The following is an 18,749-nucleotide window of genomic DNA, read 5'->3' as shown; positions in this document are numbered from 1 at the left end:
TGGTCCCCGGACTCCGCCACCGGCGCGCCGGCCGGGTCGGCGCCACCACTACGCTTCCCCAATGATCGGTCTACGGCGGGTTCCCGACCTGTGGCACCGGTTCGACGTCACGGTCCGGGATCTCCCGCTCGGGCTGCTGCTCTTCACCGCGTCGTTCCTGCCTGCGTTCCAGAATCACGGAACGCAGGTCGGCGGCCTGCCGCACCGCCCCTTCGATGTGCTGGCCGTCGCGGCGGTCGCGCTCGAATGCCTCCCGCTCGCCGTACGCCGGCGGTGGCCGGCCGGCTGTCTCGCCCTGGTGTCCCTCGGCTTCGCCGTCGACCAGCTCCGCGGCTACCACTCGCTCGCGGGCACCGGGCTGGCCATCGCGGTGCTGAGCATGGGGGCCCATCTGGAACGGCGCCGACGCGCCAACCTGATCCTCTTCTCCGCGGCGTACGTGCCGCTTGCGGTCGCGCTCTTCCAGCTCGGTTCGGGCGAACCTGTGGGCGAGTTCGTGACGTTCTACCTGGCGCTGGCCTTCGTATGGGGCATCGGGGCGTGGCTGCGCTCCACCCGGGCCGCGGAGGCCGAACGCCGCCGCCGCGTCGCCGAGGACACCCGCGCCGCCGAACGCACCCGCATCGCGCGCGAACTCCACGACGTCGTGACCCACCACGTGACGGCGATGGTGGTGCAGGCCGAGGCGGCGCGGTATCTGACCGCGGCGCCCGATCGCCTCGACCAGGCCCTGACCGCGGTCACCGACACCGGCCGGCGGGCCATCACCGACCTGCGGCACCTGCTCGATCTGCTCAACCCCGACCACGGCACCGAGGCCAGGACGCCACCCGTCGGTAGACTTCTCACGCTCGTGGAGCAGACCCGCCGGGCCGGGCAACCGGTGGAGTTCACCGAAGAGGGCGCACCGGCGGAGTCCACCGGCAGCGCCGACCTCGTGGCCTACCGGGTCGTGCAGGAAGCCCTGACGAACGCCCTCAAGTACGCCAACGGCAGCCGCACCTCGGTCCGGGTGCACCACCGCGAAAGGGAGATCACCGTGGAGGTCAGCACGGACGGCTCCGGCTCGCAGGCCGGGTTCCCCGACGGGAGCGGGCGGGGGCTCGCCGGCCTCCGCGAACGGGTCGACGTCTTGGGCGGCGACTTCAGCGCGGGCCGGCGGACGGGCGGCGGCTTCGTCGTGCAGGCACGTATACCTGCGGGGAACCCGTCGTGACCGCGCCGATCCGGGTCCTGGTCTGCGACGACCAGGTGCTGGTCCGCACCGGGCTGGTGACGATCATCGACGCCCAACCCGACCTTGAAGTGGCGGGCGAGTGCGGTGACGGGCAGGCCGCGGTCGACCTCGCCGGTCGGCTGCGCCCGGACGTCGTGGTGATGGACATACGCATGCCGGTGCTCGACGGCATCGAGGCCACCCGTCTGCTGGCCGGTGCCGGGGTGCCGAATCCCGTCAAGGTGCTCGTGGTGACGACGTTCAACCTGGACGAGTACGTCTACGAGGCGCTGCGCGCGGGGGCGAGCGGGTTCCTGCTCAAGGACGCACCGCCGGCCCAGCTGCTGCACGGGATCCGGACCGTGACCACGGGCGCGGCACTGCTGGACCCCGAAGTGACCCGCCAGCTCGTCGGCAGGTACGCCGCCCGGATCCGGCCCGCCGAGGGCACCCCGCAGGACATCCCGCTGACCCCTCGCGAACTGGAGGTCCTTCGCCTCATCGCGGACGGCCTCTCCAACAGAGAAATCGCCGGGGTCCTCGTGCTGAGCCAGGAGACCGTCAAGACCTTCGTGTCGCGCATCCTCACCAAGCTCTCGCTCCGCGACCGCGTCCAAGCGGTCGTCTACGCCTACCGCCAAGGCCTGGTGGCCTGACGGACCGCGCGGGCAGTGGGCGTGTGGCGTTCGAGCGGATGACCGGACCGAGACGCCCTCCGGCTCCACAAGTTCGTGGTGTCTGTGACGTATGTTTCCAATGTGAATGATCTTCCGCATCGACAGAGGCGAGGACGCCGCCTGGTGACGGCCGTACTCGCCCTCGCGGTCGGCGCTTTATCGGGCGCGCTGGGAGCGCCCCTGCCCGTTGCCGCCGCGCCCGACCCCGTGCACGATCACAGCAAGCTGAAGGGAATCGCGCCCGGCACGTACGGCCCGCTTCCCGCCGGATTCTCCACGACCGAACTGTCGGTGAAGTTCCGCGAGGAGCGGGCCGTACGCCTGCGCGGACGGAGTGTGGTGGCGGCGGACGCCGACGAGGCTGCCACGATCCGGACGGTGCTGGCGAAGTACCCGGGCGCGTCGATCAGGCCGCTCTCGTCCCTCCCCGAGGAGCGGGTGGCGCGGGAGGGCACGCGGCTTGAGGAACGTGCCAGTCGCGACCTGCCGGATCTGAACTCGTGGTTCCGCGTCACGCTGTCCGATGGGATCGAGGGACTGCTGCGCGACCTGAACGCGCTCTCGTCGGTGGAGATCGCCCAGGCCGAGCCGATCCCGGTGGAGCCTGTCGAGCCGCTTCAGGTACACCAGCGGTATCGCAACCCGGTGGGCTCCGCCCAGGGGACGGGGGTCGACGCCGACTACGCCAACGCGCAGCCGGGCGGCATGGGCGACGGCATCAAGGTCACCGACATCGAGGCGCAGCCCAGCGTGCTGGCGGGGAACAGCTCAGTGGGCGCGTTCTCGGCCGGCGCCGACCACTCGCTCATGGTGGCCGCCTCGAACCCGTCATCCGGGGCGGTGTGGGCCTGGGGCGGCAACAGCCAGGGGCAACTCGGCAACGGCGCCACCACCGGCAGCCCGGTCCCGCTGGCGGTCCCCGGGCTGACCGCCGTCCGATACGTCTCCGCCGGCGACGCCTACTCGGTCGTCGTGAAAACCGACGGCACGGTGTGGGCCTGGGGCGACAACAGCCAGGGCCAGCTCGGCAACGGCACCACCACCGACAGCCCGGTCCCCGTACAGGTCCCCGGGATCACCGGCGCACAATGGGTGAGCGCGGGCGACGACGGCCACGTGCTCGCCGTACTCTCCGACGGGACGGTTCGGGCCTGGGGCGACAACAGCCAAGGCCAGCTCGGCAACGGCACCACCACCGACTCGCCCAGCCCCGTCACCGTGCCGGGACTCACCGGCGTTTCCGTCACCGCGGGTACGGCAGCGGCCGGCTCGGGGCACTCGGTGGTCGTGCTCGCCGACGGCACCGTGCGCGCGTGGGGCGACAACGGTCAGGGCCAGCTCGGCGACGGCAGCACCACGAGCAGCCCGTCCCCGGTCACCGTCCCCGGCCTGAGCGGGGTCAGGGAGGTCAGCGGCCGAGGTGATCACGTTCTGGCGCTGCTCACCGATCAGACGGTGCGGGCCTGGGGCGACAACGACCACGGCCAGCTCGGCAACGGCAGCACCACCGACAGCGGTAGCCCGATTCAGGTCCCCGGCCTGACCTCGGTGTCCGGCATCGCAGGGGGGACCAGGCACAGCGTCGCCACGTCGACGGGGAGCGGCGGAACCGTCCGGGCCTGGGGCGGCAACGACCAGGGGCAACTCGGCGACGGCACCACGACGGGCCGTACCAGCCCGGTATCGAGCACCGCGGCCGTCCTCGCCGCGGTAGCAGCCGGTCAGGCGCACACGATCGGCGTCTCCGGCGCGCGCCTGCACGTGTGGGGCGGCAACGGCCAGGGTCGGCTCGGCGACGGCAGCACCACCGGCCGGGTGAGCCCGGTCCCGCTGAGCATGGCGCTCAATCAGTGGAACCTCTGCCACATGGACCTCGCCGGCCGCCAGGGCGTCGGCGAGCCGCCCGTCCAGACACCGAGTCTGTTCGGGGACCCGTGCGCCTCTGACGACGAGGTCTCCCACGGCACCGCGGTGGCCGGGGTGATCAGCGCCGAGGAGGACAACGGGGCCGGCCTCGCCGGGATCGCGCCGAACGCCGCGCTGCACCTGACCGGCACCGCCGTACCCGACACGATCACCTATGCCGCCACGCGTTCCCAGCCGGGGGACGTGATCCTGGTCGAAGCCGCGCTCGCGCCCGCCAGCGCGAACGGCAAGTGGTACCCCTATGAGTACAACAGCGCCGTCTACGACCAGATCGTGCTGGCCACGGCAGCGGGAATCACCGTCATCGAGGCGGCGGGCAACGGCGGGAACGATCTCGACGACCCGAACGACATCTATGCCTCCACCATCATGAGCCGTCCGGACTCCGGCGCGATCATTGTGGGCGCGGGCTCGCCGCCCAGCCCGGGCGGAAGCAACTGCCAGGGCACCTCGCCACCGGCCGAGCTGACCCCGACGTCGACCACGACGTACGGCTCGCGAGTCGACATTCAGGCGTACGGCAGGTGCGTGGCGACCCTGGGCATCCCGGGCCTGCAGCACCTGACCCCGTCCGAGACCGACCCCGACAAGATGTACTACGACCGCTTCAACGGCACCTCCAGCGCGAGCGCGATCATCGCCGGCGTGGTGGCCGCCTTCCAGGGGGTGGCCACGCAGGCGGATGCCCCGCGGACGCCTGCGGAGGTGCGCCAGATCCTCAAGCAGACCGGCACCCCGCAGCCCACCGGGGACCCCCGGCACATCGGCCCCCAACCGAACCTGCAGACGGCGATCAACCACCTTCTGAACACCTGAACCAGCAGGGCAGGCATGATCCGCCCTGTTATCCGACACACCCGCTCGCGCCGGACGACTGAGCTCTGATGTCCACCGATCTGTACGGCGTGCGCGGCCTCGACCTCGACCGTCGGCGGGTGCGCTTCCGGATTTCGTCGTCTGCCGATGAGCGGTGGCCGAGCGGCTGACTATGCTCCTGTCATGAGCGAATCGACTCCCCAGCCTTTCCCGTCTGCGGCCCTCTCTGAGGAGGAGTCCCTGCTCTCAGTTCTCCAGCGCAACCGGCGGACCTTCGCTTGGAAGACGTCGGGGCTCGACGAGAAGGGTCTGCGTGCGACTACGGCCGCCACTGCGATGACGCTCGGTGGTCTCGTCAAGCATGTGGCTTTGGTCGAGGCGGACTGGCTGGCTGTGAAGCTGGCCGGCCGCGAGTACGGAGCCCCTTGGGACGCTGTGGACTTCGACGCCGACCCTGACTGGGAGTGGCGCACCGGGGCGCTGGACTCCCCGGAAGATGTCTACGCAGTGTGGCGAGACGCCGTCGAGCGGTCGCGCGAGATCGTGGCTGAGGTCATCAAGGAGCGCGGGCTCGACGGACCGGCGTCCTTCACCTGGCCGGACGGTCGCACACCCACTGTCCGCGCCATGCTCTTGGACATGATTGAGGAATACGCACGGCACACGGGCCACGCGGACATTCTTCGTGAGGCAGTGGATGGCCGCGTTGGTGAAGGTGCGCCCGAGGACTTCGCCTTCTAGCACGTCCCCGACTACTTCACGCGTGCTGGTGCCGGCGCGCCCGTGATCTTCCCTACGGATCCGCTGCGCGCCCTGACGGCGAACCGCACGTGAAAGGCGACGCTGAGGCCGCTGAGGCTCTGGACGACGGCACCATCTACGTGTGCCAGGACGGCCCCCGCGACGCCCCCGCGCTCCTCCTCATCCACGGGTCCGCCTCCTCGACCCGCTCGTGGGACCCACTGGTTCCGAACGATCGTGCTGACGGTCAGACCACGGCAGTGAGGCTGATCCGGCCCGGGTGACTGGTCGGTGAGGGCCGGGCGCGGGGCCGGGGGGTCAGAAGCCGATCGTGGTCTCGAAGGTGTCGCGAGCCTGGGCGAGCCGGTACCAGCGCTCAGCGATGGCGTCGGGGTCGCCTTCACCTCCACCGGGGACAATCGCGACGCCCACGCACACGTGCCCGACGTAGACGCCTTCGCCGGCCAGGTCGCCCTGGATGGAATTCGCCCACTGCCGCAGGCCCGCCTGGGCGATCCCGGCATTGCCGAGCAGCGGGATCGGAATGATCGCCGAAGCGCCCGTGGTGAACAACAGCGCCCCGTCGCCTTCCTTCCGCATCCCGGGCAGGACCGCCGCCACGGCGGTCAGCGCGCCTCCGACGATCAGGTCGACCTGGGAGCGGGCCGATTCCGGCGTGGTCTCCAACGCCGTGGTGATTCCCATCGCCGCGATGTCGGGCACCGGGCCGGCGCTGTGGTCCCAGGCCGGCGCCGGGCTGTAGGACAGCACCCCGATCCGGCCGAGGTCGGCGGCGGCGGCCGCCAGCGTGGCGGTCAGCCCCGCGCTGTCGGTGACATCGGCCGGGTAGACCCCGGCGGTGATCCCCTCCGCGGCCAGGGAGTCGGCGATCGGCTGCAGCTTGGCCCGGCTGCGGGAGATCAGCGCGACCGGGTGCCCGGCGGCACCGAACCGGCGGGCGATCGCCCGGCCCAGACCCGGCCCGGCACCGACGACGGCGATGGTGGTGGTGGTGGTGGAAGGCATGCAGCTACCCCACATTCGTTACGATTTGTAAGTAGCTCCACGATAGGAAACCCTTCCGACCCGTACAAAAGGCACATTGATGTTCGCAAGCCAAGATCCAGACCCGCGCATGGCGGCGGCCCGGACCCCACCGCATCCCTGCGCGAGCTGGCCCGACAACGGCCAAGGCATCCGCGACACCCTCGACCGCGTCGGCGACAAATGGTCCATGCTCGTCATCGGCGTCCTCGCCGCCGGGCCCCTTCGCTTCGGCGCCCTGTACGACCAGATCCCCGGCATCTCCCAGCGGATGCTCACCCTCACCCTCCGGCACCTGGAGCGCGACGGCCTGCTCACCCGCACCTCCTACCCCGAGATGCCGCCCCGCGTCGAATACCGGCTCACCCCGCTGGGCGAGAAGATGCGCGAGACCGCCTACGCCTTCGTCCAGTGGGCCACCGACCACAACGACGAGATCGAAGCCGCCCGCCACCGCTACGACAACCGCTGAGGCCTGCCGCGCCGCGAGCCGCAAGCAGGCGGATCAGCTCTTGATCGTGGTGGTGCTCCGTAGGGGATCCTCCACCGGAACGACCTTCCAGGGCACCCCGACCTGCACAGATCCTCAACCGAGACGCATCCGAACGAAAGTCACGCGAAGCCACCGACTCGGGCTCCGCCAACGGGACTTCGTTCCGATGCTCGTCGCCCCCTCCCCTGGCACCCCGTTCTTGTGGCAGCTCATGAATTATTCCGGTTGCTGGAAAATTCTTGTATACGTATATTTGGGTCATGCAGGAGTCGCGGCGTGAGCGGAAGAAGCGTGAGACCCGACAGCGGATCGTCATGACGGCTGTCCGGCTGTTCGAGGAGCAGGGGTATGAGCAGACCACGATGGCGCAGATCGCCGCGGCGGCCGATGTCGACCCCAAGACGTTCTCCAACTACTTCCGCAGCAAGGACGAGGTGCTGTGGGTCGGCACGGAGCGGGACTTCGACGTGCTGTTCCGGGCGATCGCGGAACGCCGGCCAGAAGAGAGCCCAGGCGAGGTGCTGGTGAGGATGGTCCAGGAGTACGCCGCCCACCGCCGCCCCAAGGTTCCTCCCAAGGAGCCCGAGGAGCTGTCGGCGACGGCCCGGCTGGTGCTGACCACGCCGGCGCTTCAGGCGAAGGGGCTGTACCTGCTGTTGGACCTGCAGCAGCGGATCGCCGGCGAGTTGCAGAAGGCGTTCCCCGACCAACTGGATCCGATCACCGCGGCGGCGATGACCGGATCCCTGCTGGGCGCCATCCAGCAGGCGAGCCTGGCCAGTGTCCAGCTCGGCCGTACACAGGAGGAGCTGTGGGAGGCGTCCCGGCGTGGCGTCGAGGTCGCCATGCACGGCCTGCTTTCGGTGCGGCAGCCCACCGAAAGCTCCTGACGAGGGCGCGACTCGGCTCAAGCACCATCGACGCCTCCGGGAAATGCACCTGTCGCCGGGCCCGATGGCCTGCCCACCGGCTGAGGACGACGGCATCGAAGGAGAGAGGACCAGCTCATCATGGGGAAAGAAGAAAGCGTCCGACGGCTCGCCCGTGACGCGCGACGCGCCATGCGGGAAGGCCCCGCAGCGCTCGCGCAGCGGCAGCGCGCCCGCCTCGCCGAGATGGTGGCCTACGCTCGCGCTCACTCGCCCTACTACCGCGAGCTGTACCGGGATCTGCCGGAGCAGGTCGACGACCCGGCGCTGCTTCCGGTCACCGACAAGAAGATGCTGACGGCCCGCTTCGACGACTGGGCCACCGACCGCCAGGTGACGCGCGAGGGGATCGAGGCATTCGTGGCCGACCCGAGCCTCGTGGGGCACCGGTTCTGTGGCCGGTACCTGGTGGTCACCACCACCGGCACCAGCGGTGTGCGCGGCCTCTTCGTACTGGACGACCTGACCATGGCCGTGCAAACGGGCCTCGGGTTTCGCGGCGGCAGCGGGCTGGCGGCCCGCGATGTCATCCGGACCCTCGCCCGCGCCGGCCGGACCGCCATCGTCACCGCACCCGGCGGCCATTTCGCCACCGTCGCGGCGCCGGCCCGGTTGGCCCTGGACAGGCCATGGCTCGGCCGGATGATGCGGGTCTTCTCGATCAACCAGCCGATGGCGGAGTTGGTGGATGAGCTCAACCGGTTCAATCCGGCCGCTGTCGCCGGCTTCGTGGGCATGCTCACGCTGCTGGCCGGCGAGCAGGAAGCGGGCCGTCTGCGTATCCACCCGGCGGTCGTCATTCCCGGCGGCGAGACGCTGACCCCGGACGCCCGGGAGCGGATCGCCACCGCGTTCCAGGCCAAGGTCCGCCCCGCTTACGCCTGCGGCGAGTGCGGCTTCCTCAGCGCCGGCTGCGCGCATGGCTGGTACCACGTCAACAGCGACTGGGCTGTCCTGGAACCGGTCGACGCCGACCATCGGCCTGTCCCGCCAGGTCAGCTCTCGCACACCGTACTGATGAGCAACCTCGCCAACCGGGTCCAGCCGATCCTGCGCTACGACCTCGGCGACAGCGTCCTGGTCCGGCCCGACCCCTGCCCGTGCGGCAGCCCGCTCCCCGCTGTCCAGGTGCAGGGCCGCGTCGCCGAGCTGCTCACCTTTCCCACCGATCGCGGGGAGCACGTCAGCATCTCGCCCATGGCCTTCGGTGCCGCGCTGGACATCCCCGGCATGGAGCTGTTCCAGCTCGTCCAGACCGCGCCCACCACGCTGCGCGTACGCCTACGGCTCGCAGACGGCGCGGACGCCGACCGCGTATGGCAGACCGTGCGCGACAAGGTCACCCACCTGCTCACCGAGCACAAGGTCGGCGAGGTCACGCTCGAGCGCGCGGACGAACCACCGCAGCAGTCACCCGGCGGCAAATTCCGCAGGATCATCCCACTGGCCATGCCGTGACTGCGTCACCACGCCCGCCCGCTTCGGGGGTGTTCTCCCAAGCGTGACCCCAGCCCCGGTTCTTCGAGCTCGCACGACTGACCATTTCATTCTTGAACGCCGACGGTGCTCGCGATGCCCCCGGGCGGGTGGCCCGGCCAAGCGGCCGGGCCACCCGCTTACGGATAACTCAGGTGAAGAACGGTCAGACGGTGGATCGCCAGTTGTTCAGGAACCACCACTTGGTGTCGAGGCCGATTAGTTCGTACACTCTTCCCGACTGGTCGAAGATAATACGTTCATTGCCCTTGTAGAAGCTCCACTTCACCGTGCCCTCGGCCTGGAGTGAAACGTCGTCGAGGTCGCGCTTGAAGCGTTCGGGCAGGAACCAGAGATCCGCCAACGGCCGTGTCGGAATCTGGTAGTTGCCACCCCGGAAGATCACGTAGCTTTCTCCGCGAACCGCCATCTGGGTAACCGACCCGTCGATGTAGACGCTGATACCGTCGTATGGGGACGGAATCGTCGTCGGTCCGGAGACGACACCGCCGTCCTCAAAAACGATTGCCTGGTTGCCCTTGGTCCAGACGTGCTGCCAGCGATAGCCCGAGCCGCTGATGTAGATGCCCGCCGAGTCGACGTCGTGGGTGAACTGCTCGGGCAGGAACGGCCATTTCGCTTGGATACTGGCAGGTCCTTCGATGATCCCCTTGTCGTTGAAGATCACGTACTGGCTGCCGATCAGCGCCATGTGCTTCCACACGGTCCCCTCATTGACCGTGGTGACCGCGTCGAAGTTGCGTAGGGCCGCTGTCGAGGCGCTCAGGACAGAGGCTCCCGGGACAGAGGCGCTCGCAGGCAACACTCCCGTCCCGAACACGGCGACCGTGCCGATCAGCAGAGCGATCAGCTGCCACCACCGAGAATGCCTTCCCTTGGACCTTTGATGCACGAGCTACTCCGTTCACTCAGGCCGAATTTTCGGCTCGTGGACACCATTCGGAGCAACCAGCCGAGTGGATAGCCCGCGCCAGGATTTCGATGAAATTACTTTCCGCTGAAACGCTCTCACGAATTGTGCGGCTAAAAAGACTCGCCGTAATTCCCCTGACGGCCTGGAGCTCCTATCGCCACGGCAAGAAGAAAGTTGGCATTGGCCTGGAGAAATGGCCTGATCAACCCGTGGTCGGCATCGTCGTTGCGGTGGCCGCCATCGTGCTCGCGCAGCGTCGCCGACCGAATTCACCTGGGAATGACCGTATCCCCGCCGTATTGACCGGGCTCGGAACTGGCTGAATGGCTACTTCGCCATAGGCTCAGCAGCATGTCCGTACAAAGCTCACAGCTCACGTACAAGCCGCGTATCTCGTATGACGCCGGCAGAATCACGAGCTTGGCGAAGACAGCGGATGAGCTGTACGCCGAGTCCTACGGAATGTGGCGCGTCGACCCACACGCTCTGGGGAGCCACAGCGGGGACCTGCTGTCGTACTTCGAGGCGGGCAAATACCGCAACACCGAATAGCGTCCCTCAGCTCGGATCTGGATCGGGTGGTTCGGCGGTCAGCCGATCCCTTGCAGTGCGGACAGCAGGAGCGTCTGGTGCCGGTGGATGAGTTCGCGATCGGCTGTGGCCCAGGCGATGGCTGCTTCGGCATGGCGGCGGCGAACGCGGAACCGGCGTCGCGCGTACGGCGTACCGTATCGCCGGCCCGCACCACGTGCAGGGCGTTGTTTCCGCCAGTGAGAGGCTCCTCGGTCACAACAACCATGGTGCGTCATGCGTCTCCAGGAACGCGCCCTCGGCCGTGATCTCGGCGAGCGTCTTCCGGCCGGCGCCGCATGCGCACTTCTCACCCCGCGACCGCGCCTGCCTCGTCGGCGTTACCGGCGATCCCAGATGGTCGCTTCCACGATCAGCTCGGAAGTGCCCGGCATGCTCGTCACCGTGAAGTAGCCCAAACGGCCGCTCATGGTTTTGAGACAGGCCATGGACCCCTCCTGGACGGCCAGCGCCCGCCGCGCCAACAGGCCGCTCATCTCGAAGCATTGCCGATAGTCCGGCGGCTCCGAACCATCCCACGCCGCAATGGCGGGAGCGACGACTTCGCCGGGGTGACAGTCGCACTCGAGGCCGAGATCACCGATCACTGCCCGGGTCGGCGGCACATTGTCCAGCCACCATCCCGTGGGAGCCCCATTGCTGTAGATGAGCAATTGGCCATGCCAGCGCACTCTCACGGTCGGCGCCCTGGGCTTGGGCTGCGTGGGCGGGGCCGAACTGGGCTCGGGTGGCGGCGAATCCTTCGGAGACGAAGGCGTCTCCGGTGCCGAACTGGGCTCGGGTGGCGGCGAATCCTTCGGGTCCGAAGTCGTATCCGGGGCTGAGCTGGGCGTGGTCGACACGTTGGGAGAAACAGGCGGTTCATCGGCGTTGGAAGGCTGCGGCGGGTCCGCCGTAGGACTGCCGGATGAGCCGTCAGCCTGGCCCGAACCTCCCGCTTCCGCCAGAGTCGGCACGTAGAGAAGCAGCCCCAGCAGGAGCGCGAACACCCCGATGGCCCCCACGGCCTTTCGAACCCTCGACGAGGTGAGCGCGGGAAGCTCTACCCCACCCAGATTCACGGACTGTCCGATCACCGCCCCGGCGAGAAGCACCACGCCAACGACCCACAGCGTCCCAACGAAAGCGAGCAAGCCAGCCCCCCACGCAGGCGCGATCAATTCACTGAACCGGAGCGTAACCACCGCGTCTCAACCCGAGCAACAGCCAAGACCCGTGGATCAAGGTCTTTTGGACGGCGAGCCTGTCCCTTGAACTGACCCCTGAGGACCGGGTCGATCCTGTGGGATGCCGGACCGGTGAAGCCGGTTGTGCTCCGCTTTCTCGCGACTCCGGGCCCTCTGCCGAAGAAACCCGCTCTGCAACTGACCGCTCCTATGCCGGCAGTCCTGCCTTGCGGTCACTGATCCCCCGTTGAGCGACCAGGAGCCGATCAACGGGGGTCAGCTCGGCGGCAGGGCGCTGTCGAGCTCGTCGACCACGACGACGTCGCGGTCCGTGACGTCCGCGTCGAGGGCATCCCCCACTGACAGTGGCCGGCCGCGCATCGATTCACCAGTCACCGCTTAGGGAAGCTTCCACCTGCGCTCCCCCGGACGACGCTGCCGGTCAGTGCCCGGATCTGATCGGCAGGCACCGCAACGCCCGGCGTCTCCAGGAACCAGCGGTAGGCTTCCTCCCCGCCGAGCCCTTCGGGCGGCCGCACCGGAAAGTACGGCCGCACGTAGACCGGCGTTTCGGGCTCGCTGCGCCAACTGTCGGCCAGCGTGCCGATGTCGACCGCGTCGTAGCCGAGAGTGTCCAGCAACGCGGCCACCTCGGCCTTGGCGGCCGGGTCGTCGCCGGCGATGGGCAGGGCGCTGCGGTCGGGCGCGCCCGCGGGGCGGGCGTTGGTGAGCAGGCGGTGGAAGTCGATGTTGTTGAACGCCTTGACGACGCGAGCACCGGCCAGGTGCCGCTGGACCAGGGCGCTGGAGGTCAGCTCACCCGCGTCCAACTCGGCGATGCGGCCGTCGCGCTCAGGGTAGTAGTTCATCGTGTCGATCACGGTCCTGCCCGCCAGGGCGTCGGCGGGCAGCCTGTCGTAGGCGTGCAGCGGGACGGTGGCCACCACCAGGTCTCCGGCTTCAGCGGCCTCGGACGGTGTGGCCGCGCGGGCATGCGCACCGAGCTCGGTCACAAGGTCGGCGAGGGTCTCGGGGCCGCGGGAATTGCTGAGGACGACGTCCATGCCGGCGGCGACGGCGAGGCGGGCCAGCACGCCGCCGATCATGCCGGTGCCGATCAGTCCGAGGGTCTTCGTCATGCTGCCAGGCCTCCAGGTTCGCTTACATCTGCAAGTTATCCTCCACATGCAAGAATACCTACAGATGTGCAGGAACGATAAGGTGGCAGACATGGTCACGGTCGGAGGCAGCAGCACCCCGAAGGTCGACCGACGCGTGCGGCGGACCCAGGAGGCCCTGCAACGCGCCCTGATCCGGCTCGTCGGGGAGCGAGATCTGTCCCAGATCAGCATCGCCGACGTCGCCGAACAGGCCGAGGTCAGCCGGTCCGCCTTCTACGACCACTACCGCGACGTGCACGAGCTGGCCGAGGCCGCGTGCACCGCCGTGATCGACGACCTGATAGCGTCCCTGCCCGCCCTCGACCCGGTGAACACCGACGAGGATCCGACCCGGTCGCTTCAGGCCTTCTTCGCCAACCTCGCCGAGCACGCCGGCCTCCACCGCGGCCTGCTGGGGCCGCAGGGCAGCGCCCGCGTCATCGACCACGTGCGCCGCCGCATCACCGAGGCCGTCCACACCGCCGCGCGCCGGACCGCGGCCGGTGACGGCGCACCCGAGTCCGCTGCTTCGGCGGCCGACCTGCCGCTGGACGTGCCGGCCGCCTTCACCGCCGGCGCGCTCGTCGGCGTGGCCGCCGAATGGCTCCGACGCGGATGCCCGCACTCACCCGCCGAGATGGCCGCCTCGACGTGGCCTCTCCTGGCGGCCCTCCACCACCTCGACGTCGGCACCCCACCCTGCCGGCAACTGCCCTGAGCCGAGCACCACGGTGGCGTGGGAGTTCAGGGGAGGTGCAGACGCGGCGGCCATCAATACTCGAAGCGACGGGCGCGTACCCCCAGGGTCACCTACATCAGCCAGCCGTACTGAGGTCGGATATCGGCCCGGCTTGATGGCCTGGAAGGCTGGCGGGCGTGACGGTTGATGCGGTCGAGGAGTTCGAGCGGCACCGCTCGAAGCTGTTCGGGTTGGCGTATCGGATGCTGGGTTCGGCTGAGGAGGCCGAGGACGTGGTCCAGGACGCCTTCCTTCGCTGGCACCACGCGTCGGCTGTCGAGTCGCCGTGGGCGTGGCTGGCCAAGGTGGCCACCAACCTGTGTGTGAACCGGTTGACGTCGGCGCGTGCTCTTCGGGAGAGCTATGTCGGTTCGTGGTTGCCTGAGCCGGTGCTGACCGCGGACAACGCTCTGGGGCCGCTGGACACCGCCGAGCGGCGAGACCTCGTCTCGCTGGCCTTCCTGGTGTTGCTGGAACGGCTCAACCCCGTGGAGCGTGCGGTGTTCGTGCTCCGTGAGGCCTTCGGCTACAGCCATCGACAGGTGGCCGAGGTCATCGATTCCTCCGAAGCGAACTCCCGGCAGCTGTACCGGCGTGCTCGCCGGCGGCTCGCCGACGATCCCGGGAGCGCCGAACGCCGGGTGGACCACGCCTACCGCCACGACCTGGTGGCGGGTTTCCTGGCGGCTGCGCAGGAGGGGGATCTGCCAGGGCTGGAAAAGCTGCTGGCCGAGGACGTGACCGTGTGGGTGGACGGCGGCGGCAGGGTCGGCGCTGCCAGGCGGCCTGTCTCCGGCGCCGACAAGGTGGCGCGCTACCTGGTAGGTGCGCTGAACACCACCGGTCAGCGGGTGCAGTTGTCGATCGCGGAACTGAACGGCGCTCCTGGCCTGCTGGCCCTGGCCGGTGAGGAGCTGATCGGCGTGCTGGTGCCGGAGATCGCGGGCGGCCTGATCAGCGAGATTCGCATCATCGCCAATCCCGACAAGCTTCGGTTGTCACATTCGGCTGGTCAGTCCGGTTCTTATAGGTGACCTGACAACCGCGCGAGGCCGAAGCACACTCGGCCTCGCGCTCTCCGTGGGGGTTGCCACCCATGACGAACCCGATCCTGGTGACGGGCGGTACCGGCCGACTCGGCCGTGCGCTCGTTCCACGACTTCTGTCCGCCGGCCATGCCGTACGCGTGCTGAGCCGCAAACCGTCTTCCGACGAGAGGACGTGCCGCGGTGACCTGATCACCGGCGAGGGTCTGGAGGCGGCGGTCGGCGGTGCCGGCACGATCATCCACTGCGCGACCGGTAACGGCCGTGCGGACGAAGACGCTACCCGCAACCTCGTCCGGGCGGCGAGGCGAACCGGCCGGCCTCACCTGATCTACGTGTCCATCGTCGGCGTCGATCAAGTGGATATTTCCTACTATCGGGCGAAGCTGGGGTGTGAGCGGCTTCTGGAGGAGTCCGGGCTGCCGTTGACCATCCAGCGCACGACTCAGTTCCACGAGCTCATCGTCTGGATGTGCACGGTCCAGCGGTGGCTGCCGGTGATCGTGATGCCTGCCGGGGTCAGCTTCCAGCCCGTCGACGCCGGCGAGGTGGCCGCCCGCCTGGCCGACCTGGCCGGTGCGGCACCGGCGGGCCGGGCGCCTGACATGGGCGGGCCCGAGGTGCGTGCCGCGGCCGATCTGGCCCGCGCCTATGCCCGCGCGCGCTCCAACCGCCGGCCGGTGGTGTCAGTGCCGCTGCCTGGCGCCGGTATCCGCGGCTATCGAGCAGGGGGCCACCTGGCCCCCGGCCACGCCGTCGGACAGATCACCTTCGAACAGTTCCTCGCCGGATGAGCGCGCGTACGTGGCTCCGCGGAGGTCTGGCCTTCCTCGCCGCGGCACAGTTCGTCGTGGGTTGCTGGGCGCTGTTGCTTCCCCGCTCGTTCTTCGACATCCCGTGGGTGGGGATGCGCATGCCGTACAACGCGCATCTGATGATGGATTACGGCGCGATGAGCCTGGCCACGTCGGTGGCACTGGGCGTGAGCGTCTTCATCGTACGGCGGAGCATGGTCCGTACGGCGCTTGCCGTGTACCTGGTGTTCGCCGTTCCGCACCTGGTGATCCACCTGCGGCTGCTGCACCATCTGACGCCCGGAGAGCGCGTGCCGTTGCTGATGGCGCTTTCGGTGGCGACCGTGATCCCGCTGGTGCTGTGGCCGCTCACCACCAGCCTCAAAGAGGCATAAATCCCGTATTTCTGAAGAGAGGGCTGTAATGCCCGAAAACAAGGAGGAAACTATGCAGATCGCAGGCGCCACGGCGGAGCGCTCCCCCGCCGCGCGCGCCCGGGCCGGGTGCGTCTTCTGCGCCATCGTGGCCGGGCAGGCCCCGTCCACAATGATCCGTGAATGGCCTGAGGTCATCGCCATCGCGCCCCGCTCCGGGGGCGTCACCCCCGGACACGTCCTGGTGATCCCGCGCGAGCACGTCGCCGACGTCGGCACCGACCCGGCCGTCTCCGCCCTCACGATGGCCGCCGCCGCGCAGCTCGCCGGAGAGCTGCCCGCCGCGAACGTCATCACCTCCAAAGGCAGCGCGGCCACCCAGACCGTCTACCACCTGCATCTGCACGTCGTCCCCCGGGTGGCCGGCGATGATCTGCCGCTCCCCTGGACACCGCAGCACGCCGCCCGCGCCGCCGGGCAGAACGGAGACTCCCGATGACCACCACGACCCTGGTCATGGCACGCGAGCCGATCCCCGGCGGGGCGTCGGTGTTCCTGGCCGGCCCCACCCCACGCCTTGGCGGCGCGGTGGAGTCCTGGCGCCCGGCCGCCGCCGCCGAGCTGGCCGGGCAGTGGTCCGGGCCAGGAACGCTGAGCGTGCTCTCCCCCGAGTCCCGCGGCGGAAACCGCGCCGCCCACTACGACGACCAGGTCGACTGGGAGACCGCCGCCCGCGCCGCCGCCGGCGCGATCCTGTTCTGGATCCCCCGCGACCTGAACGTGCTGCCCGGCTTCACCACCAACGTGGAGTTCGGCCTGGACGTGACCACCGGCCGGGCCGTACTCGGATGCCCGCCCGACTGCCCGAACCCCGAACGCAACCGGTACCTGATCCACGTCGCCCACCGCCACGGCGTACCGGTGTGTGACACGCTCGCCGGCACCGTGAGCGCCGCCCTGGCCATCCTCACCAGACACCCGGACGCCGCCGGCGAGCTGCCCTGATCCCGTTCCGTGTGGTCGACGGCCGTCCGGCATCCGGCACGGCCGCAACGCCTCTCAGACCCCTGCAGATCATCGTCAGCCGAAGTCCGGCACGGCCGCCCGCTCGATGATCACGATCGGGATCTGCCGTGATGTCTCCCGCTGATAGCCGGTGTAGCGCGGCCATATCCCGGTCATCGTCTCCCAGAGGCGGAGCCGTTCGTCCTCGGCCGCCAGGCGGGCCACCGCGTCGAACACCTCGGCCCCGACCTGCACCTTGACCTGTGGCTGAGCGAGCAGGTTGTGGAACCAGAGCGGATGGTCGGCGGCGCCGCCGTTGGAGGCGACCACGAGGTAGCGGTCGCCGTCGCGGCCGTAGATGAGGGCGGTGCGGCGAGGGAGCCCTGAGCGGCGGCCGATCGTGGTGATCAGCAGGGTGGGCGCGCCGTGGAAGTGGTGGCCGCGAGTGCCGCCGGACTCGGCGTAGCTCTTGACGTGCCTGGCCACCCACCCGGTCGGGCTGTCGATCGGCTCTTGGCTCATCGGGCCGCTCCGCCCACGCGACGGTCGGCCCACTCGCGTGCCTGCACGAACCAGTGGGGCGCGGTGCGGTGGCCATTGAGCACGTGCCCGACGCCGGGGACCAGGACGGTCTCCAGCTTGGCGCGGACACTGTAGAAGGGGGCCTCCTGGGCGTGCAGCGCGGCGGAGGAGGATCGGGCTCCGGCCAGCAGCTTGTCGTGCTCGCCGTTGACGATCAGTACGGGGGCCTGGATGCTCTTGTTGATCGAGGGCGGGGTGTAGGAGTCGCCGGGCGGGAAGACGTCTGTCGTCTTGGTGGCCTCGTCGGCGGCGATGACCTTGGAGTCGGCGTTGGGCCGGTGGTAGAACCAGGTGGCCCGCAGGCCGGGCCGGGTGGTGAGGTAACCGTCGTCGAGCCCGCGCCCGGCGAAGCGGGGGTCGTCGGCGGCGCGGTAGATCCCCGCGCCCAACTGCTCGAAGGCGGCCTCGTTCGGCACGCTCGACTCGCCGGTCAGGATGACCCCGTCCACCTCGGCTGGATGTGCGGCGGCCACCGTGCGGGCAAGGGTCGAGCCCAGCGAGTGGCCGACCAGAACGACCTTGGCGAACCGGCCGCCGCCCAAGCGGCCCTCGCGCAGTTGCCGGATGAGCCGGCGGATGACGATCTGATGGGTGTCCTGCCCGAAGCGGGCGCTCGGCGGGTAGGAGCTCGCCCCGGTACCGAGACGGTCGATGGCCAGCGTGGCGTACCCGGCGGCGGTCATCGTCTCCACGTAGGAGGGGCGCTGCCGGTCGCCGCGCATCCGCCAGTAGGCCTGGCCGTAGAAGCCGCCGGGAATGAGCAGCTGAACGGTGGCGGTACGGCCGCGCGGCAGGCACAGAGTGCCGACGACGCGCTGGTCGGCGGGCCCGCTGGAGGTCATCGCCACCTTGGCGCTGACTGTCCGGCAGACGGGGGCGGCGTTCGCCGTCGCGGGGATCGCCGTCGCGGGGATCGCCGTCGCGGGGATCGCCGTCGCGGGGATCGCCGTCGCGGGGATCGAGACGAGCGCCAGAAGTACCGCTGTCGTGATGCGCATGGAGCTCCTTCGATGTAACCAAATTTGGGTAACCAAATTTGG

21 protein-coding genes are annotated in these 18,749 nt (G+C 69.4%); 15 read left to right on the top strand and 6 right to left on the bottom strand.

The features are described 5' to 3' along the window. Positions 1-61 precede the first annotated feature (61 nt). From MBA17_RS21655 to MBA17_RS21640, 4 genes are all read left to right on the top strand, one after another. A complete protein-coding gene (locus MBA17_RS21655) occupies positions 62-1,216 on the top strand; it encodes a sensor histidine kinase (protein WP_238498341.1) in 1,155 nt (384 codons plus the stop codon). After that, entirely contained in the window at positions 1,213-1,872 is a 660-nt protein-coding gene (locus tag MBA17_RS21650) for a response regulator (protein WP_238498340.1), read from the top strand. The genes MBA17_RS21655 and MBA17_RS21650 overlap by 4 nt, the downstream gene beginning before the upstream one ends. Positions 1,873-2,016: 144 nt before the next feature. Beyond that, positions 2,017-4,635, top strand: coding sequence for an RCC1 domain-containing protein (locus MBA17_RS21645; RefSeq protein ID WP_238498339.1), 2,619 nt, complete (start codon positions 2,017-2,019; stop codon positions 4,633-4,635). 183 nt (positions 4,636-4,818) lie between these two features. Further along, on the top strand, positions 4,819-5,376 hold the full coding sequence (locus tag MBA17_RS21640) for a DinB family protein (protein ID WP_238498338.1): 558 nt from the start codon (positions 4,819-4,821) through the stop codon (positions 5,374-5,376). A gap of 318 nt (positions 5,377-5,694) precedes the next feature. On the opposite strand, the gene MBA17_RS21635 is transcribed toward MBA17_RS21640, so the two are convergent. Next, on the bottom strand, positions 5,695-6,402 hold the full coding sequence (locus tag MBA17_RS21635; RefSeq protein WP_238498337.1) for an SDR family NAD(P)-dependent oxidoreductase: 708 nt from the start codon (positions 6,400-6,402) through the stop codon (positions 5,695-5,697). 79 nt (positions 6,403-6,481) lie between these two features. Between MBA17_RS21635 and MBA17_RS21630 the strand changes: the two genes are divergently transcribed. The 3 genes from MBA17_RS21630 to MBA17_RS21620 all read left to right on the top strand — a co-directional run bounded on the left by MBA17_RS21630 (position 6,482) and on the right by MBA17_RS21620 (position 9,300). Next, on the top strand, positions 6,482-6,892 hold the full coding sequence (locus MBA17_RS21630; protein WP_274385720.1) for a winged helix-turn-helix transcriptional regulator: 411 nt from the start codon (positions 6,482-6,484) through the stop codon (positions 6,890-6,892). Positions 6,893-7,173: 281 nt separating this feature from the next. After that, the gene (locus MBA17_RS21625) at positions 7,174-7,803 is read left to right on the top strand and encodes a TetR/AcrR family transcriptional regulator (protein WP_238498336.1); all 630 of its coding nucleotides are present in this window, start codon (positions 7,174-7,176) and stop codon (positions 7,801-7,803) included. 120 nt (positions 7,804-7,923) lie between these two features. Next, positions 7,924-9,300, top strand: coding sequence for a hypothetical protein (locus MBA17_RS21620; RefSeq protein WP_238498335.1), 1,377 nt, complete (start codon positions 7,924-7,926; stop codon positions 9,298-9,300). Between the two features lie 184 nt (positions 9,301-9,484). Here the strand turns inward: MBA17_RS21620 and MBA17_RS21615 are convergent, their stop codons facing one another. Next, on the bottom strand, positions 9,485-10,231 hold the full coding sequence (locus MBA17_RS21615) for a hypothetical protein (RefSeq protein ID WP_238498334.1): 747 nt from the start codon (positions 10,229-10,231) through the stop codon (positions 9,485-9,487). An 89-nt stretch (positions 10,232-10,320) separates the two neighbouring features. On the opposite strand from MBA17_RS21615, the gene MBA17_RS21610 reads away from it, so the two are divergent. Then, positions 10,321-10,575, top strand: a complete 255-nt coding sequence (locus tag MBA17_RS21610) for a hypothetical protein (protein WP_238498333.1) — start codon at positions 10,321-10,323, stop codon at positions 10,573-10,575. A 97-nt stretch (positions 10,576-10,672) separates the two neighbouring features. Further along, on the top strand, positions 10,673-10,804 hold the full coding sequence (locus tag MBA17_RS49575) for a hypothetical protein (protein WP_274385719.1): 132 nt from the start codon (positions 10,673-10,675) through the stop codon (positions 10,802-10,804). 359 nt (positions 10,805-11,163) lie between these two features. Here the strand turns inward: MBA17_RS49575 and MBA17_RS21605 are convergent, their stop codons facing one another. Next, complete coding sequence (locus MBA17_RS21605) at positions 11,164-11,976, bottom strand: hypothetical protein (RefSeq protein ID WP_238498332.1); 813 nt, start codon at positions 11,974-11,976, stop codon at positions 11,164-11,166. A gap of 425 nt (positions 11,977-12,401) precedes the next feature. After that, complete coding sequence (locus MBA17_RS21600) at positions 12,402-13,148, bottom strand: NADPH-dependent F420 reductase (protein WP_238498331.1); 747 nt, start codon at positions 13,146-13,148, stop codon at positions 12,402-12,404. A gap of 91 nt (positions 13,149-13,239) precedes the next feature. Between MBA17_RS21600 and MBA17_RS21595 the strand changes: the two genes are divergently transcribed. The 6 genes from MBA17_RS21595 (at position 13,240) to MBA17_RS21570 (ending at position 17,127) form a co-directional block, all read left to right on the top strand. After that, the gene (locus MBA17_RS21595) at positions 13,240-13,887 is read left to right on the top strand and encodes a TetR/AcrR family transcriptional regulator (RefSeq protein ID WP_238498330.1); all 648 of its coding nucleotides are present in this window, start codon (positions 13,240-13,242) and stop codon (positions 13,885-13,887) included. Positions 13,888-14,045: 158 nt separating this feature from the next. Next, a complete protein-coding gene (locus MBA17_RS21590; RefSeq protein ID WP_238498329.1) occupies positions 14,046-14,942 on the top strand; it encodes an RNA polymerase sigma-70 factor in 897 nt (298 codons plus the stop codon). A 62-nt stretch (positions 14,943-15,004) separates the two neighbouring features. Beyond that, positions 15,005-15,748, top strand: a complete 744-nt coding sequence (locus tag MBA17_RS21585) for an SDR family oxidoreductase (RefSeq protein ID WP_238498328.1) — start codon at positions 15,005-15,007, stop codon at positions 15,746-15,748. After that, positions 15,745-16,143 carry a hypothetical protein gene (locus MBA17_RS21580; protein ID WP_238498327.1) on the top strand — a complete coding sequence of 133 codons (399 nt, stop codon included), beginning with the start codon at positions 15,745-15,747 and terminating at the stop codon, positions 16,141-16,143. Before MBA17_RS21585 ends, MBA17_RS21580 begins: the two co-directional genes overlap by 4 nt. 52 nt (positions 16,144-16,195) lie before the next feature. Then, on the top strand, positions 16,196-16,621 hold the full coding sequence (locus tag MBA17_RS21575) for an HIT family protein (protein ID WP_238498326.1): 426 nt from the start codon (positions 16,196-16,198) through the stop codon (positions 16,619-16,621). Then, positions 16,618-17,127, top strand: coding sequence for a nucleoside 2-deoxyribosyltransferase domain-containing protein (locus MBA17_RS21570; RefSeq protein ID WP_238498325.1), 510 nt, complete (start codon positions 16,618-16,620; stop codon positions 17,125-17,127). The genes MBA17_RS21575 and MBA17_RS21570 overlap by 4 nt, the downstream gene beginning before the upstream one ends. Before the next feature lie 75 nt (positions 17,128-17,202). Here MBA17_RS21570 and MBA17_RS21565 read toward each other — a convergent pair whose 3' ends face one another. Both MBA17_RS21565 and MBA17_RS21560 read right to left on the bottom strand, forming a co-directional pair. Further along, a complete protein-coding gene (locus MBA17_RS21565; RefSeq protein WP_238498324.1) occupies positions 17,203-17,649 on the bottom strand; it encodes a nitroreductase family deazaflavin-dependent oxidoreductase in 447 nt (148 codons plus the stop codon). Then, positions 17,646-18,707, bottom strand: a complete 1,062-nt coding sequence (locus tag MBA17_RS21560; RefSeq protein ID WP_238498323.1) for an alpha/beta hydrolase — start codon at positions 18,705-18,707, stop codon at positions 17,646-17,648. Before MBA17_RS21560 ends, MBA17_RS21565 begins: the two co-directional genes overlap by 4 nt. Positions 18,708-18,749 lie beyond the last annotated feature (42 nt).

Source organism: Dolomitihabitans soli (assembly GCF_022213955.1).
Classification (GTDB): Bacteria; Actinomycetota; Actinomycetes; order Streptosporangiales; family Streptosporangiaceae; genus Streptosporangium_A; species Streptosporangium_A soli.
Note: the sequence above shows the minus strand (reverse complement) of the source record. Positions and strands in the feature narration are given on the sequence as shown.

What these genes read in the sequence shown, in the direction of transcription:
- MBA17_RS21655 (WP_238498341.1), top strand. Translation starts at nt 62, where the DNA reads ATGATCGGTCTACGGCGGGTTCCCGACCTGTGGCACCGGTTCGACGTC.
- MBA17_RS21640 (WP_238498338.1), top strand. Translation starts at nt 4,819, where the DNA reads ATGAGCGAATCGACTCCCCAGCCTTTCCCGTCTGCGGCCCTCTCTGAG.
- MBA17_RS21635 (WP_238498337.1), bottom strand. Translation starts at nt 6,402, where the DNA reads ATGCCTTCCACCACCACCACCACCATCGCCGTCGTCGGTGCCGGGCCG.
- MBA17_RS21630 (WP_274385720.1), top strand. Translation starts at nt 6,482, where the DNA reads ATGTTCGCAAGCCAAGATCCAGACCCGCGCATGGCGGCGGCCCGGACC.
- MBA17_RS21625 (WP_238498336.1), top strand. Translation starts at nt 7,174, where the DNA reads ATGCAGGAGTCGCGGCGTGAGCGGAAGAAGCGTGAGACCCGACAGCGG.
- MBA17_RS21620 (WP_238498335.1), top strand. Translation starts at nt 7,924, where the DNA reads ATGGGGAAAGAAGAAAGCGTCCGACGGCTCGCCCGTGACGCGCGACGC.
- MBA17_RS21610 (WP_238498333.1), top strand. Translation starts at nt 10,321, where the DNA reads ATGAAATTACTTTCCGCTGAAACGCTCTCACGAATTGTGCGGCTAAAA.
- MBA17_RS21600 (WP_238498331.1), bottom strand. Translation starts at nt 13,148, where the DNA reads ATGACGAAGACCCTCGGACTGATCGGCACCGGCATGATCGGCGGCGTG.
- MBA17_RS21595 (WP_238498330.1), top strand. Translation starts at nt 13,240, where the DNA reads ATGGTCACGGTCGGAGGCAGCAGCACCCCGAAGGTCGACCGACGCGTG.
- MBA17_RS21585 (WP_238498328.1), top strand. Translation starts at nt 15,005, where the DNA reads ATGACGAACCCGATCCTGGTGACGGGCGGTACCGGCCGACTCGGCCGT.
- MBA17_RS21580 (WP_238498327.1), top strand. Translation starts at nt 15,745, where the DNA reads ATGAGCGCGCGTACGTGGCTCCGCGGAGGTCTGGCCTTCCTCGCCGCG.
- MBA17_RS21575 (WP_238498326.1), top strand. Translation starts at nt 16,196, where the DNA reads ATGCAGATCGCAGGCGCCACGGCGGAGCGCTCCCCCGCCGCGCGCGCC.
- MBA17_RS21570 (WP_238498325.1), top strand. Translation starts at nt 16,618, where the DNA reads ATGACCACCACGACCCTGGTCATGGCACGCGAGCCGATCCCCGGCGGG.
- MBA17_RS21565 (WP_238498324.1), bottom strand. Translation starts at nt 17,649, where the DNA reads ATGAGCCAAGAGCCGATCGACAGCCCGACCGGGTGGGTGGCCAGGCAC.
- MBA17_RS21560 (WP_238498323.1), bottom strand. Translation starts at nt 18,707, where the DNA reads ATGCGCATCACGACAGCGGTACTTCTGGCGCTCGTCTCGATCCCCGCG.